Source organism: Bacillus sp. es.036 (assembly GCF_002563635.1).
Taxonomy (GTDB): domain Bacteria; phylum Bacillota; class Bacilli; order Bacillales; family Guptibacillaceae; genus Guptibacillus.
The window spans coordinates 3,594,823-3,612,643 of the sequence record NZ_PDIZ01000001.1; the positions used below are offsets into that span (position 1 = coordinate 3,594,823).

General features: G+C 39.8%; 16 protein-coding genes. 7 read left to right on the top strand and 9 right to left on the bottom strand.

The window, feature by feature from the left end; translation table 11 throughout:
* Positions 1-116: 116 nt before the first annotated feature.
* From noc to rpmH, 9 genes are all read right to left on the bottom strand, one after another.
* Positions 117-956 carry a nucleoid occlusion protein gene (gene noc / locus ATG70_RS18040; RefSeq protein WP_098445618.1) on the bottom strand — a complete coding sequence of 280 codons (840 nt, stop codon included), beginning with the start codon at positions 954-956 and terminating at the stop codon, positions 117-119.
* A gap of 117 nt (positions 957-1,073) precedes the next feature.
* The gene (gene rsmG, locus ATG70_RS18045; RefSeq protein WP_098445619.1) at positions 1,074-1,787 is read right to left on the bottom strand and encodes a 16S rRNA (guanine(527)-N(7))-methyltransferase RsmG; all 714 of its coding nucleotides are present in this window, start codon (positions 1,785-1,787) and stop codon (positions 1,074-1,076) included.
* An 18-nt stretch (positions 1,788-1,805) separates the two neighbouring features.
* Positions 1,806-3,689, bottom strand: a complete 1,884-nt coding sequence (mnmG, locus tag ATG70_RS18050; protein WP_098445620.1) for a tRNA uridine-5-carboxymethylaminomethyl(34) synthesis enzyme MnmG — start codon at positions 3,687-3,689, stop codon at positions 1,806-1,808.
* 24 nt (positions 3,690-3,713) lie between these two features.
* Positions 3,714-5,090, bottom strand: a complete 1,377-nt coding sequence (gene mnmE, locus ATG70_RS18055) for a tRNA uridine-5-carboxymethylaminomethyl(34) synthesis GTPase MnmE (RefSeq protein WP_098445621.1) — start codon at positions 5,088-5,090, stop codon at positions 3,714-3,716.
* A 277-nt stretch (positions 5,091-5,367) separates the two neighbouring features.
* A complete protein-coding gene (gene jag, locus ATG70_RS18060) occupies positions 5,368-5,988 on the bottom strand; it encodes an RNA-binding cell elongation regulator Jag/EloR (protein WP_098445622.1) in 621 nt (206 codons plus the stop codon).
* Positions 5,985-6,752, bottom strand: a complete 768-nt coding sequence (gene spoIIIJ, locus ATG70_RS18065; protein WP_098445623.1) for a YidC family membrane integrase SpoIIIJ — start codon at positions 6,750-6,752, stop codon at positions 5,985-5,987. The genes jag and spoIIIJ overlap by 4 nt, the downstream gene beginning before the upstream one ends.
* Positions 6,753-6,808: 56 nt before the next feature.
* Complete coding sequence (yidD, locus tag ATG70_RS18070) at positions 6,809-7,030, bottom strand: membrane protein insertion efficiency factor YidD (RefSeq protein WP_098445624.1); 222 nt, start codon at positions 7,028-7,030, stop codon at positions 6,809-6,811.
* Entirely contained in the window at positions 7,027-7,401 is a 375-nt protein-coding gene (gene rnpA / locus ATG70_RS18075; RefSeq protein ID WP_142329598.1) for a ribonuclease P protein component, read from the bottom strand. The genes yidD and rnpA overlap by 4 nt, the downstream gene beginning before the upstream one ends.
* 77 nt (positions 7,402-7,478) lie before the next feature.
* Positions 7,479-7,613 carry a 50S ribosomal protein L34 gene (gene rpmH / locus ATG70_RS18080; RefSeq protein ID WP_048311109.1) on the bottom strand — a complete coding sequence of 45 codons (135 nt, stop codon included), beginning with the start codon at positions 7,611-7,613 and terminating at the stop codon, positions 7,479-7,481.
* A gap of 711 nt (positions 7,614-8,324) precedes the next feature.
* Here rpmH and dnaA point away from each other — a divergent pair.
* The 7 genes from dnaA (at position 8,325) to gyrA (ending at position 17,528) form a co-directional block, all read left to right on the top strand.
* A complete protein-coding gene (gene dnaA / locus ATG70_RS18090; protein ID WP_098445627.1) occupies positions 8,325-9,677 on the top strand; it encodes a chromosomal replication initiator protein DnaA in 1,353 nt (450 codons plus the stop codon).
* 196 nt (positions 9,678-9,873) lie between these two features.
* A complete protein-coding gene (dnaN, locus tag ATG70_RS18095; protein ID WP_098445628.1) occupies positions 9,874-11,016 on the top strand; it encodes a DNA polymerase III subunit beta in 1,143 nt (380 codons plus the stop codon).
* A gap of 189 nt (positions 11,017-11,205) precedes the next feature.
* The gene (yaaA, locus tag ATG70_RS18100) at positions 11,206-11,418 is read left to right on the top strand and encodes a S4 domain-containing protein YaaA (protein ID WP_098445629.1); all 213 of its coding nucleotides are present in this window, start codon (positions 11,206-11,208) and stop codon (positions 11,416-11,418) included.
* 14 nt (positions 11,419-11,432) lie between these two features.
* Positions 11,433-12,551 (top strand): DNA replication/repair protein RecF, encoded by a 1,119-nt coding sequence (gene recF / locus ATG70_RS18105; protein ID WP_098445630.1) that lies wholly within the window; start codon positions 11,433-11,435, stop codon positions 12,549-12,551.
* A gap of 9 nt (positions 12,552-12,560) precedes the next feature.
* Positions 12,561-12,839, top strand: coding sequence for an extracellular matrix regulator RemB (gene remB, locus ATG70_RS18110; protein WP_098445631.1), 279 nt, complete (start codon positions 12,561-12,563; stop codon positions 12,837-12,839).
* A 69-nt stretch (positions 12,840-12,908) separates the two neighbouring features.
* Entirely contained in the window at positions 12,909-14,837 is a 1,929-nt protein-coding gene (gene gyrB, locus ATG70_RS18115) for a DNA topoisomerase (ATP-hydrolyzing) subunit B (protein ID WP_098445632.1), read from the top strand.
* Between the two features lie 132 nt (positions 14,838-14,969).
* Positions 14,970-17,528: a DNA gyrase subunit A gene (gene gyrA / locus ATG70_RS18120; RefSeq protein ID WP_098445633.1), complete on the top strand. Its 2,559-nt coding sequence runs from the start codon at positions 14,970-14,972 to the stop codon at positions 17,526-17,528.
* Positions 17,529-17,821 lie beyond the last annotated feature (293 nt).

Sequence of the window (17,821 nt, forward strand, 5' to 3'; positions counted from 1 at the left end):
TCTTTAGTTTATCATGTTTCCAATTTTCCGGACCTCTTTTTCATTTCCTATCAAGTTCCCACCTTCACATGGGCAGGGATTTTTGATAAGAAAAAAACTCATCCGCCTGGATGAGTTTACTTCTTTTTTGGTATTCGAATGGTAAATTGATAGTATTCGTCGTGGTCTTCTTCATCTGTGTCAATCATTAAACCAGTCTCTGTAACCATATCAAGCGATTGGCGGATGGTATTTACTGCCAATCTCATATCCTTACTAACCGATTTTTTCCTCGGCTTCGGTTTTTGGATCGTGCCTTCTAACATACGAGCCACACGTTCTTCCGTCTGCTTTACATTCCACTGTCGTTCAAGAACTTCACTCAGAACTTTCACCTGATTCTCAGGATTCTTAAGTGGAATTAACGCTCGGGCGTGCCTCTCCGTAATTTTCTTCTGTAAAAGAGCTTGTTGAACAGGTTCAGGCAACTTCAATAACCTTAGTTTATTCGCTATGGTAGATTGCCCTTTGCCAAGCCGCTGAGCAAGACTCTCCTGTGTTAAATCATGTAGCTCGATTAATTGAGCGTAAGCCATTGCTTCTTCGACAGCAGTTAATTCTTCACGCTGCAAATTTTCAATAAGAGCTATTGAGGCTGTTTGAGAATCATTAAATTCCTTAACAATCGCAGGAATTCGTTCCCAACCAAGCTTCTTTACTGCTCTCCATCGTCTTTCCCCGGCAATAATTTCATACTTGCCTTCACGTTCTCTAACCACGATCGGCTGAATAACTCCATGAGTCTTTATCGTTTGAGATAGTTCAGTAATTCTCTCATCTATAAAAATTGTTCGAGGCTGGAAGCGGTTCGGAATAATATCCTCAACAAGAAGTTGCTTCACTTCCTCTTGTTCTACTTCCATCGTCTCGCTTTTTTCATCGTTCAAACCGAAAAGACGTGAAAACGTATGCTTCATCGCCTAACACCACCTTTAATCGACTCCTTAACTGATTCGCTGCCTAAAAACAAATTCCTTCCATAGGAGCAGCGTTCCATGTGAAACACTTAACCGTTCATATGCAGTCTATCTTCATTATAAAGGATTTTTATTTGGCGTGCCTGGCTTTCTTGGATATTTTTTAGGAGTCGTTTTGATTTTTTTAATCGTTACGATATTTCGCTCACTTTTTTCAGCTGGTAGTGTTAGCGTATCTCGCTTAACGACTTCCCCACCAAGAAGCTTAATTGCTTGCTTTCCTGTATCCAGCTCATCCTCTACATTTGGACCTTTCAACGCCACAAAGTAACCGTTAGTTTTAACGAGAGGTAGACATAATTCACCAAGAACAGACAGTCGCGCAACAGCTCTTGCCGTAACAACATCATACTTTTCGCGATGATCTTTGTTTTTACCAAATAGTTCTGCCCGATCATGATAAAAAGAGACATTTTCTAATTGAAGTTTAGAAGAAAGATGCTCCAGGAAACCAATTCGTTTGTTAAGTGAATCGACAATCGTGATGTTTAAATGAGGAAAACAAATTTTAATAGGCAAACTTGGAAAGCCAGCTCCTGCTCCCACATCACAAATATGGTAGTCAGAAGAAAAGTCAAATGAGAATGCGGCCATGATTGAATCAAAGAAGTGCTTTTCGTACACCTCTTCCTTATCAGTAATAGCCGTCAGATTCATTTTCTCATTCCATTCAACAAGAACCTCATAGTAGGTTTGAAATTGTTGAAGTTGCTTAGAAGAAAGAGTAATTCCTTTCTCCTCTAACAACTCCTGAAACTGTTGCTCGTTCATAGCCCCTCCACTTGTACGTTATTTTGCAATTTTAGCGATTTTACCTTGTTCAATATACACAAGTAAGATCGATACATCAGCTGGATTAACTCCTGAAACGCGGGAAGCTTGACCAATTGATAGAGGACGAACTTCGTCAAGTTTCTGCTTCGCTTCCGTCGCAAGGCCACCAATCGCATAATAATCAATACCATCAGGAATTTTCTTCTCATCCATCTTCTTCATGCGCTCAACCTGTTGCAGACTTTTATTAATATAACCGCTGTATTTCACTTGGATTTCAACTTGTTCTGCAACATCCTCGGGAATATCATAATCAGCTGGAGCAAGTTGATGAATCTCTTGATACGTTACTTCTGGTCGCTTCAATAGATTAGCGGCATGCATGGCTTCTTTTAATTCCGTACTTTTCTCTGGAAGCACTGCATTCACTTGTTCGCTCGGCTTAATGACAACTTTCTCAAGACGCTTCATTTCTTGCTCAATCATTTCTTTCTTAGCCATAAACCGGTCATAGCGTTCTTTCGGAATCATACCAATCTCATATCCAAGCTCTGTTAATCTTAAGTCAGCATTATCATGACGAAGAAGAAGTCGATATTCCGCACGTGAAGTTAACAGGCGATACGGCTCGTTCGTTCCTTTTGTCACAAGATCATCGATCATAACCCCAATGTATCCTTGTGAGCGATCCAAAATCACCGCTTCACGCTCCTGTGCATTCCTTGCAGCATTAATACCAGACATAATCCCTTGCCCTGCAGCCTCTTCATAACCTGAAGTTCCGTTTAACTGTCCTGCAGTAAAGAGATTTTTAACTGTCTTCGTTTCAAGTGAAGGCCATAATTGTGTTGGAACAACTACATCATATTCAATAGCATAGCCTGCACGCATCATTTCAACATTCTCGAGTCCAGGTACGGTTTTAAGAATTTTCTGCTGCAAGTCTTCTGGAAGACTTGTGGATAGACCCTGCACATAAACTTCTTTTGTGTTGCGTCCTTCTGGTTCAAGGAAGATCTGGTGTCGCGGTTTATCATTAAAGCGAACAATTTTATCTTCAATCGATGGACAGTAGCGTGGTCCTGTTCCTTCAATCATACCTGAGTACATTGGAGAACGATGAAGGTTATCGTTGATCAGCTTATGCGTCTCTTCTCCTGTATACGTTAACCAACACGGTAGCTGGTCTGTAATAAATTCAGTCGTTTCATATGAAAAAGCACGAGGTTTTTCATCTCCAGGCTGAATTTCAGTTTTACTATAATCAATTGATTTATTATTAACACGCGGCGGAGTTCCTGTCTTAAAACGAACCATTTCAAAGCCTAACTCTTCTAAATGGTGAGACAAGTTAACGGATGGCTGCATGTTATTTGGCCCACTTTCATAAGAAAGATCACCAATAATGACGCGACCACGCATGAACGTACCTGTTGTTAACACAACAGATTTCGCTTCATACTCTGCACCCGTTTTCGTAATAACGCCTTTACAGATCCCATCTTCCACGATCAGTTTCTCAACCATTCCTTGCAGAAGAGTGAGATTATCTTGCTCTTCAATTGTTCTTTTCATTTCACTTTGATAGAGCACTTTATCAGCCTGAGCACGCAGTGCGCGTACAGCAGGTCCTTTACCCGTGTTTAACATACGCATTTGTATATGCGTTTTATCAATATTACGGCCCATTTCTCCACCAAGTGCATCGATTTCCCTTACAACAATTCCTTTTGCAGGGCCTCCTACACTAGGATTACATGGCATGAAAGCGACAGAATCCAGGTTAAGTGTAAGCATGAGTGTTTTGGCACCCATTCTTGCTGAAGCAAGTCCTGCTTCCACACCTGCGTGGCCTGCGCCAACGACAATAACATCATAAGAATCGGCTTTGTAACCCATTGCCGTATTCCTCCTTTAATCTTCTTATTTCCCAAGACAAAACTGTGAAAATAACTGATCGATCAAACTATCAGAAACGGTATCACCAATAATTTCTCCAAGAATCTCCCAGGTACGCGTAATATCAATCTGCACCATATCAACGGGCATTCCTGCCTCAACTGCTTCTAACGCGTCTTCAAGCGTTCTTCGAGACTGCTCCAGTAAAGCGATGTGACGAGAATTTGATACATATGTTAAATCCTGCGACTCAACTTCACCTGCAAAAAACAGTTCTGAAATGGACTGTTCTAGTTCATCCACGCCCTGTTCATGTTTAAGAGAAGTTGTAATCATTGGATGTTCTTCTGCTAACTCTTTCACTTTGTCTAAATCAAGTTTCTTATCAAGATCTGTTTTATTAATAATAACGATGACATCCATACCTTTAACAGCTTCGAAAAGCTTCTCATCCTCATAGGTTAGTTCATCATTATAATTTAGCACAAGTAGAATAAGATCAGCTTGTTTCAAACGCTCCCTTGAACGCTCAACACCAATTCGTTCGACAAGATCTTCTGTTTCTCGAATCCCCGCTGTATCGACGAGTCGTAACGGCACGCCTCTTACATTAACATATTCTTCAATAACGTCCCGCGTCGTTCCGGGTACATCTGTTACGATCGCTTTATTTTCATGAACGAGACTATTTAACAAAGAAGACTTTCCAACATTCGGTCGTCCAACAATAACGGTTGAGAGACCTTCACGCAAAATCTTCCCCTGCCTTGCAGTTACGAGAATCCCTGCAATCTCCTTTTCTACTTCTTTTAATTGAGTCGAGAGAAGGTCCTTCGTCATTTCCTCTGCATCATATTCAGGATAGTCGATGTTTACCTCAACATGTGCAACCGTCTCGAGCAATTGCTGTCTTAAAGACGCAATTAATGTCGACAAACGTCCTTCCATCTGATTCAAAGCAACGTTCATCGCACGGTCAGTTTTCGCTCTTATCAAATCAATCACAGCTTCTGCTTGCGATAAATCGATACGACCGTTTAAAAAAGCTCTCTTAGTAAATTCACCTGGTTCTGCAAGACGAGCTCCACTTCGTAATACTAATTCAAGGACACGATTCACAGAAACGAGCCCTCCGTGACAGTTGATTTCAACAATATCTTCTTTCGTAAATGTACGAGGTCCTCGCATGACCGAAACCATTACTTCTTCGGCAACTTGTTTCGTATCTGGATCAATCAAATGCCCATAGTGAATCGTATGTGTATCAACAGACTCAAGCCGCTGCTTTCCTTTGTATAACCGATCAGCTATTTTTATGGCCTCTTCTCCGCTAAGTCGGACAATCGCAATTGCTCCTTCACCCATTGGAGTCGATATCGCAGCAATTGTTTCATATTCCACTTACATTCACCTCTCTATCCACACTTTGTCTTTTTATTTAACGTCTATTTCTATTAATAAGTACTATTAGTTTAACCAATTATCCACAGTGGATAACTATCAGCTCAAATGCGACAGACTAATCCACAATACCTTTTAGTGTAACCCATTTTTATAAAAAAAGAAATAACGATGCTTATCCTAACTACATCAGACAGAAGTACGAAAAACAGTCAATTAACAACATAACCCTTGTTCCTCAAAAAAACCTTCGGGCTACTTGCCCGAAGGTTTCATGTTACTTATTACGTGGAACAATGACCACACGGCGGTGCGGATCTTTTCCATCTGAGTGAGTTGTAATCCCTTTTTTATCTTTAAGATAAAGATGAATCACTTTTCGTTCAAGCGACGGCATCGGTTCTAGCTGTATATCCTTTTTCGTAACCATCGCTTTGTCTGCAAGACGATCCGCCAGTTTCTTTAGCGTATCTTCACGTCTTTCACGGTAGTTCTCAGCATCGAGAACCACCCGGACAAATCGGTCAGAAAATCGATTTGCGGCAAGATTTGTTAAATATTGTAGAGAATTAAGAGTTTGGCCACGTTTCCCTATCACAATCGCAATTTTTTCACCAGATAGCGTAAAGAAAAGATCGCGATCTTCTCTTCTACCTTCTATACTGGCTTCAACTCCCATGTTGCGGATGACTTTTTCTAAAAAAGCCCTTGTTTGCTCCATGATGTCAGGTTTCTCGCTAACTTTAATGCGGGCGGGCTTTCCTCCAAAGCCTAAAAATCCTTTTTTAGGCTCGTCTAACACTTCAACATCAACATTCTCTTGAACAGTCCCGATTTGATTCAGCGCATCTTTAATGGCTTCTTCAATCGTTTTCCCCGTTACCGTAACGCTTCTCACTTCTTCGCTCCCCCCGTATTCGTATCAGCGGTTTTAATGGTAGGTTTCGTAATAAAGTAAGTTTGCGCAATCATAAAGATGTTACCTACAACCCAGTATAATGCAAGTGCTGCAGGGAAGTTAATTGCAAAAACAATAATCATAATCGGCATAACGTATAGGAGCATTTTCATTTGAGGCTGCACCGTTCCGCCGCTACCCATCATGATTTTTTGTTGAATGAATGTCGTTATACCTGCAGTGAGTGCCAGGATGATATCTGGCTCTCCAAGGCTAAACCAGAGGAAAGTATGCGTTTCAATTGCTTGTGTACGCATAATCGCGTGATAAAAACCTAATAGAATCGGCATTTGTACTAAGATTGGTAAACAACCCGCAAGCGGGTTAACCCCATTCTGTTGGAATAGCTGCATCGTTTCTTGTTGAAGCTGCTGCTGCGTTTTCTGGTCTTTACTGCTATATTTCTCTTTTAGCTTTTGCATTTCTGGCTGCAGTTCCTGCATCGCTTTTGAACTTCTCGTTTGTTTGATCATTAATGGAAGCAAGAGAAGTCGAATTAAGATCGTTACAATAATAATTGAGAGACCGTAATTTCCTTCACCTGTTAAATCGGCGAAAAACGTTAAGGTCATGGATAGTGGATAAACGATATATTCCGTCCAAAATCCTGTGCTTTCTGCGTTAACTGGCTCGTTAATGTTACAGCCTGAAAGGACCGCAACGAGACCAATTAATAGAAATGCGAGGGTTAGTTTTTTCCTCACGCTTCATCCTCCTTGCAATCATATCTCGACAAAATTTATGTAGTTAAAGCATACCGTTATTTCTTCTTATCTGGAACGGGGTCAAAGCCGCCAGGATGAAATGGATGGCATTTCGAAATTCTTTTCACCGTCAACCAGGATCCTTTTATAAACCCATGCTTCTGAAAGGATTCGAAACTGTAATGAGAACAAGAAGGGTAGAAACGACAGGAAGGAGGAGTTAATGGAGAAATGAATTTCTGGTAGACGCGAATTAGCATCATAGCCAGCTTTTTCATTTAGCATCCCTTCCTTTACCAGTCTGTTTCACTCCTCTTAATACACGAGCTCGGTTCAGCACATGAATTAAGCTACTCTTTACTTCTTCAAAACTCATCTCTGAAGTAGGTTTTCGAGCAATAACGACAAAGTCATAAGGATATTTAATTTGATCGGACAATTGATGGAAGGATTCTTTTACGAGTCTCTTCACACGATTTCTTGTAACTGCATTGCCGATCCGCTTACTTACTGAAAGACCGAGTCGAAATTGAGGTTGATCATTTCGCTTTAATACGTACACAACAAATTGTCTGTTTGCAGTTGAGTTTCCATTCTTGAAAACGTTCTGGAACTCAGAATTCTTTTTAATCCGGTAGTTGCTGTTCAATCCGCACACTCCCAGTGTTACTTGGATAAGCATATTATAAACCTTATCTTAAAAAAAGACCACTGATGATCAGTGGTCTATGCAGACAATACTTTTCTACCTTTACGGCGACGACGAGCAAGAACTTTGCGTCCGTTAGCTGAGCTCATACGTGCACGAAAACCGTGAACTTTTTTACGTTTACGTGTGTTTGGTTGAAACGTTCTTTTCATTCTATTACACCTCCCTGAGGATAAACTGTATAAAGACAGTCCAAGTAATTATAAGAAAAGAGGAGGGTAATTGTCAAGTTTAATTAAAATTTCAACCTATCTCTTTCAAATCTCAATATCAAATCACCAGATAGATCCACCTCTTGAACTTGTCCTAAAATCATCAACGAAAGGTCTACAAATAGTTGTGTGGATAACTATATTCGACACTTTTCACTTATTCACATCAGTTATCGACAGCTTCTACACAAAATCTAGTGCTGTGGACAGTTTAAATCCACAAGATATGTCCTCTGTGGATAACCACTTGAAAAACATTGCAAACAAGCTATTCTTTTGTTATGATATTTGTGTTTTAACTCGTGAATAAGATTAGCGACCATAAAACTAATCCACAGTCTGTGGATAAAAGTGTGGACAGTTATTAAGAGCTGTTATTCATCGTATCCACAACGGTGTGAACACAGTCGATAATTCGACTTTCTTCTATATTATATGATCCACTTCGATACTGTGGACAGTATAATTATTCGTGAATATTCAAATGATTGTACAAAGGTTGTACGTTGGCACATTAGGCGACTATCGTCAGCGATTACAGCCTGTTTTTATTTGGGTGAAAATGCAGGCTACCTATTGAGCTAAGTATCATCAATAGAAGTAAACCGGTTTGCCCTAGTTAGATATTTTTGAACAAAAGGAGGGACTTCGTTGGATAACATCACGGATCTCTGGCAACAGGCTCTATCCGAAATCGAAAAAAAGTTAAGCAAGCCAAGCTTCGAAACCTGGCTCAAGTCTACTTCTGCAAACCGAATGGAAGGCGACACGATTATTATTACTGCCCCCAACGAGTTCGCTAGAGACTGGCTTGAGTCAAGATATTCAAGTTTAATAACGGAAACGTTGCTTGAGCTGACCGGAAGTGAATTACAAGCTAAGTTCATTATTCCCCAAAATCAGTCCGATGCTGATTTGGATCTAGAACAAGCTATGAAAAAAAAGCCTAAGGGAAATCCAGCTCAAGAAGAACACCCTCAAAGTGTGCTTAATTCAAAATACACGTTTGATACGTTTGTTATTGGATCTGGAAATCGATTTGCGCATGCTGCTTCTTTAGCCGTAGCGGAAGCACCAGCCAAAGCGTATAATCCGCTATTTATATATGGAGGAGTTGGGCTTGGAAAAACCCATTTAATGCATGCTATTGGTCATTATGTTATTGAGCATAATCCGAATGCAAAGGTGGTTTATTTATCATCGGAAAAGTTTACAAACGAATTTATTAATTCGATTCGAGATAATAAAACCGTTAATTTTCGAAACAAGTATCGTAATGTAGATGTACTACTGATTGATGATATTCAATTCCTGGCAGGAAAAGAACAAACGCAAGAGGAGTTTTTCCATACATTCAATGCTCTTCATGAAGAAAGTAAACAAATCGTTATTTCAAGTGATCGACCACCTAAGGAAATCCCTACACTAGAAGATCGACTTCGATCACGATTTGAGTGGGGACTGATTACTGATATTACGCCGCCTGACCTGGAAACAAGGATTGCTATTCTTAGAAAGAAAGCAAAAGCAGAAGGTCTTGATATTCCAAATGAAGTGATGCTCTATATAGCCAATCAAATTGACACCAACATTCGTGAACTTGAAGGTGCGCTCATACGCGTAGTGGCCTATTCTTCATTGATTAATCAAGATATGAATGCAGACCTTGCAGCTGAGGCGTTAAAAAACATTATTCCATCTTCAAAACCAAGGGTGATTACGATTCATGATATCCAAACTGTCATAGGAGATCATTTTTCTGTAAAACTCGAAGACTTTGCGGCGAAGAAAAGAACAAAATCTGTTGCATTTCCTCGTCAAATTGCCATGTACCTTTCGAGAGAGCTTACCGATTTCTCGCTTCCAAAAATCGGAGAAGAATTTGGTGGAAGAGATCATACAACCGTCATTCACGCACATGAGAAGATCTCGAAACTAGTGGATTCTGATCAAGCTTTTCAAAAGAAACTACAAGATATCGTCGAACAACTAAAAAACGGATAAGTCTCTTTTTGTGGATAGTAGTTAATAGAGTGTGTACAATTATGAACAGTTACTAACACACTATCCACAGGTGGATAACTTGTTCGTTATGGGTTTGTGAACACTTATCCACACATTCACAGCCCCTACTAGTAAGACTACGACTTTTTTTAAGTAATAATTATATAATCTGGGTCATTTATTTAGGAGGTAAATTATGCGTTTCAAGATCGAAAGAGATTATCTAGTATCAAGCGTATCTGATGTAATGAAAGCAGTGTCTTCAAGAACAACGATACCTATTCTTACGGGGATTAAAATTGTAGCAAGTGATGAAGGCGTAACGTTAACAGGTTCTGACTCAGATATTTCAATCGAATGTTTCATTCCCTCAGAAGAAAATGATAAACAAATTGTTGAAATCTCTCAGATGGGAAGTATCGTACTTCAAGCTCGATTCTTTTCTGATATCGTTAAAAAGCTACCAGGTGATCAAGTTGAGATCGAAGTACACGATAGTTTAACAACAAGAATCCGTTCAGGTTCTTCAGAATTTAACTTAAACGGTTTGGATCCTGAAGAATACCCTCGTTTACCTGAAGTGGAAGCACAAGAAGGTTTTCAGATCCAGGCAGACTTACTAAAAAACATTATTAGGCAAACTGTATTTGCTGTTTCTACATCAGAAACTAGACCGGTGTTAACAGGTGTAAACTGGAAGCTAGAAGGTGGCGAGCTTAACTGTACTGCTACAGATAGTCATAGACTTGCACTCCGTTCAGTTAAAGTTGAACCAAATGGTAATGACCTTTCGTTTTCAAATGTAGTGATTCCTGGGAAAAGTCTAAGTGAGCTTTCTAAAATCATCGATGATAACGAAGAACTTGTTGATATTACGGTTACTGAAAATCAAATATTGTTCAAATCAAATCACATTCTTTTCTTCTCAAGACTTCTTGATGGGAACTATCCAGATACAAGCCGATTGATCCCAAATGAAAGTAAAACAAACGTAACAGTTTCTGCAAAAGAATTGTTACAAGCAATCGATCGTGCATCCGTATTAGCACGAGAAGGAAGAAATAACGTAGTAAAACTCGCTAGCCTTGAAGAGTCAACACTAGAGATTTCTTCAAATTCGCCTGAAATTGGGAAAGTTATAGAACAAGTACAATCACATTCTTTTGATGGTGAGGAACTTAAGATTTCATTTAGTGCAAAATACATGATGGATGCTTTAAGATCAATGGACTCTAACGAAGTAAATATTAGCTTCACGGGGGCTATGAGGCCTTTCTTAATTAAACCAATCGAAGGTGCTGCGATTATGCAGTTAATCCTCCCTGTCCGAACTTATTAAAGTCTAGCAAGGTGTTACCTGTGGCCACTGAGAAGTTTTCCTTCCAGTGGCTTTCTTTTTTTTAGCTAATTATGAAATTTCCATGCGATTATTCATGCGTTATAATAAAAAAAGAGTTATAATAAACTATTGTCATCCTTCAGACTCTATATAGTAAGATGGAGCAGGAGGAAAATGAGGTGAACGAACGTGAATGAAATTAAACTAATTAAAGAATTCATCACTCTTGGACAACTTCTTCAAGAAGCAGGAGTGATCAATACAGGCGGAATGGCAAAGTGGTTCCTGTCAGAGTATGAGGTCTATGTAAACGGAGAATTAGAAGACCGACGTGGCAGAAAACTCTACAACAAGGATACCGTTATGATTCCTGGCGTAGGAGAGTTTGTTGTATCTAGCTGAATGGGGGTTTCCCGTTGCATCTAAACACATTAAAAGTAACGAATTATCGTAATTATCATAAGCAAGAACTTCAGTTCGAAAATAACGTAAATGTTTTTCTCGGCGAGAATGCGCAAGGAAAAACAAATATCATGGAAGCCATCTATGTCCTTGCTATGGCGAGGTCCCATCGTACACCAAGAGATAAAGAATTAATCAATTGGGACGAGGAATATGCTAAAATAGAAGGTAGAATTGAAAAACGAAATGGTCCCCTCTCCCTCCAACTGGTTATTTCCCAAAAAGGTAAAAAAGCCAAGCTAAATCAATTGGAACAGCAGAAGCTTAGCAACTATATTGGTGCCATGAATGTCGTCATGTTTGCACCAGAGGATCTCAATCTAGTTAAAGGTAATCCTGGCGTGCGCAGAAGGTTTATTGATATTGAGATTGGTCAGGTTCAACCCGTTTATCTTTATCATCTGGGACGATACCTTAAACTTCTTCAGCAGCGAAACAGCTTATTGAAGACGATGCGATATCAAAAGAAGCCTGATTATGTCATGCTTGATATTTTGACCGAACAATTAATAGAAGCAGCTGCGAATATCTATTTACGACGAGTAAGATTCGTTCAACTCCTGCAACAATGGGCTGAACCAATTCATTATGGGATTAGTAGAGGACTAGAAAAACTCGAAATCCATTATAATCCGACGGTTGAGGTATCAGAACCAACGGATTTGTCGAAAATAGTAGATGGATATAAGGAAAAGTTTGATAAAATTAAAGAGAGAGAAGTTGAGCGTGGCGTCACGCTCGCGGGACCGCACCGAGATGATTTGTCGTTTTTTGTAAATGGAAAGGACGTTCAAACGTATGGATCCCAGGGACAACAGCGAACAACTGCTTTATCCCTGAAACTCGCTGAAATTGAATTAATTCATAGTGAAGTAGGCGAATATCCTTTACTTCTACTCGATGACGTACTGTCAGAGTTAGATGACTTTAGACAGTCTCATCTTTTAAATACAATTCAAGGAAAAGTTCAAACGTTTGTGACCACAACGAGCGTTGAAGGCATCCATCATGAAACGCTTGAAAAAGCGACGACTTTTCAAGTTCAAGAAGGACTAATCGAAAAGGTGAAATGAGGTGAAGTGTTGTTTATACACTTAGGAGAGGACGTTGTCGTCCAATCGAGAGATGTTGTAGGAATCTTTGATTGGCAAGTTATGGAGGAAGCAGAGATCACGAGTGAATTTTTGCATCGCCATCAAAAAGACAGGCTAGTAGAAGACATCGGTGGTGATTTAACGAAATCCATCGTTATCACGACTGATACGGTCTATTTGTCTCCTTTATCTTCACTCACACTAAAAAGACGAGCATACACAATCTCAGACAGTGTGGAAGTTACATCAAATGGAGAATCATCTTAAAACCAGGTTGTCTGATCATCAGCAAGCTGAATTGAGTCTATCTTTGATAGAGAAATGTAGGTGAACAATATGACATTAGAGCAACAGTCTAATAAAGAAAGTTATGATGAAAGTCAGATTCAGGTCCTTGAAGGACTTGAGGCGGTTCGAAAACGCCCAGGTATGTACATCGGTTCAACTAGTAGCCGTGGACTGCATCATCTTGTATGGGAAATTGTCGATAACAGTATTGATGAAGCCCTTGCAGGATACTGTTCTCAAATTACTGTAAGTATTGAGAAGGACAACAGTATTACGGTTGAAGATAATGGACGAGGGATCCCGGTCGGAATTCAAGAAAAAATGGGACGTCCTGCAGTTGAAGTTATTATGACCGTACTGCATGCCGGCGGTAAGTTTGGTGGCGGCGGATATAAAGTATCTGGCGGTCTGCACGGTGTAGGAGCATCTGTAGTAAATGCTTTATCCTCTAAGCTTGAAATTACAGTAGAGCGTGAAGGAAAGGTTTATTATCAGAGCTATACGCGCGGTGTACCTGATGAAGACCTTAAGGTGATTGGGGAAAGTGATGTGACAGGTACAACGATTCACTTCATCCCAGATACCGAGATTTTCACTGAAACAATAGAGTATGAATTTGATATTCTTGCTCACCGCCTTAGAGAGCTTGCATTCCTAAATCGCGGAATAATGATTGTTGCACAGGACAAGCGTCCTGAAGAAACGAAGCGCAACGAATACCATTATGAGGGTGGTATTAAGTCTTACGTAGAACATTTGAATCGTTCTCGAGAAGCTCTACACGAAGAACCAATCTTTGTGGAAGGTGAACGTGAAGGGATTTCTGTGGAGATTGCCGTTCAATATAATGATGGATTTGCAAGTAACATTTATTCGTTTGCAAATAACATCAACACCCATGAAGGTGGAAGTCACGAGTATGGCTTTAAAACGGCTCTTACTCGCGTAATTAATGACTATGCACGTAAAAATAGCTTGTTCCGTGAAACGGATCCAAACCTGACAGGTGACGATGTTCGTGAAGGACTAACAGCAATCATTTCGATTAAACATCCTGATCCGCAGTTCGAAGGTCAGACGAAAACGAAGCTTGGAAATGCGGAAGCTCGTACAATTACCGAATCAATCTTTGGAGAGAAGTTCTCTACTTTCCTTTTTGAAAACCCCCTCGTTGCAAAGCAAATTGTTGAAAAAGGCCTTATGGCTTCAAGAGCACGTGCTGCAGCAAAGAAAGCAAGGGAGTTAACAAGAAGAAAGGGAGCACTTGAAGTAAGTGCACTTCCTGGTAAGTTAGCGGATTGCTCATCTAAAGATGCATCGATCTCAGAAATTTATATCGTTGAGGGTGATTCAGCCGGCGGATCTGCAAAGCAGGGGCGTGATCGTCACTTCCAGGCTATTCTGCCTTTGAAAGGTAAAATTCTTAATGTGGAAAAAGCGCGTCTAGATAAAATCCTTTCAAACAATGAGATTAGAGCCATTATCACGGCACTAGGAACAGGGATTGGAGAAGATTTTGATTTAGCAAAAGCCCGATATCATAAGCTGATCATCATGACTGATGCTGATGTTGATGGTGCGCATATTCGAACGCTCCTATTAACATTCTTCTATCGCTATATGCGTCCGCTAATTGAAAACGGCTATGTCTATATTGCTCAACCACCTTTGTATAAGATTTCTCAAGGAAAAAAAGTGACTTACGCTTATAATGACCGTGAGCTTGATGTCATCTTAAATGAGATTCCGAAAAACCCTAAGCCTGGTATTCAGCGGTACAAAGGTCTTGGAGAGATGAACCCAACGCAGCTATGGGAAACAACGATGGATCCTGAATCACGTACAGTGTTGCAGGTAGAATTGCAGGATGCTATTGAAGCGGATGAAGTGTTTGATATGCTCATGGGTGATCGTGTTGAACCGAGACGAAACTTTATTCAAGACAATGCTCATTACGTAAAGAATTTAGACGTTTAAGAGACAAAGGGGGATATCCCCCTTTTCTTCTGTTTCTATTAAGTGGTTACTTTAAAAGACGATATAGAGTATCGAAAAGATCTTTAGCTAAATGTTATGAGATGAACAAGAGTATAATTGGAGGTTTTCCGTATGTCTGATATGGAAAGATCGAGAGTTAAAGAAATAAATATTAGTCAGGAAATGCGCACCTCCTTCATGGATTATGCGATGAGCGTTATTGTAAGTCGTGCTCTTCCTGATGTGCGAGATGGTTTAAAACCAGTACATCGACGAATTTTATATGCGATGAACGACCTTGGTATGACTTCTGATAAGGCTTATAAAAAGTCTGCGCGTATTGTTGGAGAAGTTATTGGTAAGTATCACCCACACGGTGATTCAGCTGTATATGACACAATGGTGCGTATGGCTCAAGACTTCAGCTATCGTAATATGCTGATTGACGGACATGGAAACTTTGGTTCTATTGATGGTGATTCAGCAGCTGCAATGCGTTACACAGAAGCAAGAATGTCCAAGATAGCCATGGAAATGGTGCGAGATATTAATAAAGATACCATCGATTATCAGGACAACTATGATGGTTCTGAACGTGAACCAATCGTTCTTCCGGCAAGGTTTCCTAATCTACTTGTAAATGGTGCTTCAGGAATTGCCGTCGGAATGGCGACAAACATCCCACCACATAATCTGGGCGAAGTAATTGAAGGACTTTTAGAACTAAGTAAAAATCCTGAGATGACAATCCCTGAACTAATGGAATTTATTCCTGGACCAGACTTTCCAACAGCTGCTGAAATTCTTGGACGTGAGGGAATTCGCAAAGCTTATACAACTGGAAGAGGTTCAATTATTCAGCGTGCAAAAGCTGAAATTGAGGAATTCAGCAATGGTAAGAAAACAATCATTGTTTCTGAGCTTCCTTATCAGGTTAATAAAGCACGTCTTGTCGAGAAAATTGCAGAGCTCGTTCGTGATAAGAAGATTGAAGGAATCACCGATCTACGTGACGAATCTGACCGTACAGGTATGCGAGTCGTTATTGAAGTCCGTAAAGATGCAAATGCAAATGTTCTATTAAATAACTTATATAAACAAACGGCACTTCAAACTAGCTTTGGTATTAACACTCTTGCATTAGTAGATGGACAGCCTAAAGTGTTAACTTTGAAAGAATGTCTAGAACACTATCTTGAGCATCAGAAGGTCGTTATTAAAAGAAGAACGCAATTTGAGTTAAATAAAGCGGAAGCAAGAGCTCATATATTAGAAGGTTTGCGAATCGCACTTGATCACTTAGATGAAGTAATCAAGTTGATTCGTGCTTCTGAGACGACAGATATTGCTAGAGAAGGCCTGATGACTAAGTTCTCCTTAAGCTATGAGCAGTCTCAAGCCATTCTTGATATGAGACTTCAACGTCTTACTGGTTTAGAACGAGATAAAATCGAGTCTGAATATCAGGAGTTAATGAAGCGAATCGCAGAATTAAAAGCTATTCTTGCTGATGAAGAGAAAGTTCTAGAAATCATCCGCGAAGAGCTAACAGAGGTAAAAGAAAAATTTGCTGACAAACGTCGTACCGAAATCACAGTTGGTTTCGATATGATCGAAGATGAAGATCTTATTCCTAAACAGAATATCGTGATCACCTTAACTCATAAAGGGTATATTAAGAGATTGCCGATCGATACGTATCGAAGTCAAAAGCGTGGCGGTCGTGGAATTCAAGGGATGGGTACAAACGACGGAGATTTCGTCGAACACTTATTTACAACACTTACACATAACACCATTCTGTTCTTTACGAATAAAGGTAAAGTATACAGAATGAAGGGATATGAAGTACCTGAACTTAGTCGAACAGCAAAGGGTATCCCAATCATTAACCTGCTCCAGATCGAAAAGAATGAATATATCACTGCGATTATTCCTATAGAAGAATTCGTTGATGATTGGTTCGTGTTCTTTGCTACAAAGCAGGGTGTTGTCAAACGTTCGCCACTTTCTGCTTTTGCGAATATCCGAAAAGGTGGACTCATTGCCATCAACTTTAAAGAAGATGATGAGTTAATGGGCGTTCGACTAACAAATGGATCGAAAGAGCTAATCATGGGAACAAAACAAGGGATGGCGATTCGTTTCCATGAAGAAGACGTTAGATCTATGGGCCGAACAGCTACTGGTGTTAAGGGAATTACGCTACAAGAGAATGACCAGGTTGTTGGTATAGGTATTCTAGATGAAAACCAGGATGTCCTTATCGTCACAGATAAAGGATTTGGTAAGAGAACACCTTTCGAAGAATATCGCGTTCAAACAAGAGGCGGTAAAGGGATTAAGACGTGTAACCTTACGGAGCGTAATGGTGTGTTAACAGCCCTAAAAACTGTCACACTTGAAGAAGAATGTATGATCATTACTGAAAGTGGTGTCATTATTCGTATCGATGTACAGGATATTTCTCAAACTGGAAGAAACACTCAAGGTGTGAGATTGATTCGTATCTCTGAAGGAGACTCTGTCGCGACGGTCGCGAAAGTTGAGATCAATGAAGAAGGCATTGAAGGTGAAGACATCGAAGAGTCTGAAGCTAATGATGGAATTGCTGATGAAATCATTGATGTTGAAGCAGAGGAAGTCTCAGAAGATGACGAAAACAATGGTTCAACGACAGAAGAAGAGTAACTTTTTAAAGAAGAGGAGAAATCCTCTTCTTTTTTTATTGATTACTATTGCAATAATAGATAGCAGATGGTAAGATGTAATTCCGTCGCATTGACGGTGTCTCCAAAACCTTATTAATCGGTTTTAAAAACTTTTAAAAAAGTGTTGACGAGATAATGCATTACATGATATATTATTTAAGTCGCCGATAAGCAACGGCGAAAATGAAAGAAACAAATTGCTCTTTGAAAACTGAACGAAACGCCATGTAAGTAGTTGTTTCTACGGAAGCAAAAATTGTTTTAAAAGCTAGA

Bases quoted from the DNA above. Each gene is read 5' to 3' on its own strand.
- noc (WP_098445618.1), bottom strand. From the start codon at position 956: ATGAAGCATACGTTTTCACGTCTTTTCGGTTTGAACGATGAAAAAAGC.
- rsmG (WP_098445619.1), bottom strand. From the start codon at position 1,787: ATGAACGAGCAACAGTTTCAGGAGTTGTTAGAGGAGAAAGGAATTACT.
- mnmG (WP_098445620.1), bottom strand. From the start codon at position 3,689: ATGGGTTACAAAGCCGATTCTTATGATGTTATTGTCGTTGGCGCAGGC.
- yidD (WP_098445624.1), bottom strand. From the start codon at position 7,030: ATGAAAAAGCTGGCTATGATGCTAATTCGCGTCTACCAGAAATTCATT.
- rpmH (WP_048311109.1), bottom strand. From the start codon at position 7,613: ATGAAAAGAACGTTTCAACCAAACACACGTAAACGTAAAAAAGTTCAC.
- dnaN (WP_098445628.1), top strand. From the start codon at position 9,874: ATGCGTTTCAAGATCGAAAGAGATTATCTAGTATCAAGCGTATCTGAT.
- gyrB (WP_098445632.1), top strand. From the start codon at position 12,909: ATGACATTAGAGCAACAGTCTAATAAAGAAAGTTATGATGAAAGTCAG.
- gyrA (WP_098445633.1), top strand. From the start codon at position 14,970: ATGTCTGATATGGAAAGATCGAGAGTTAAAGAAATAAATATTAGTCAG.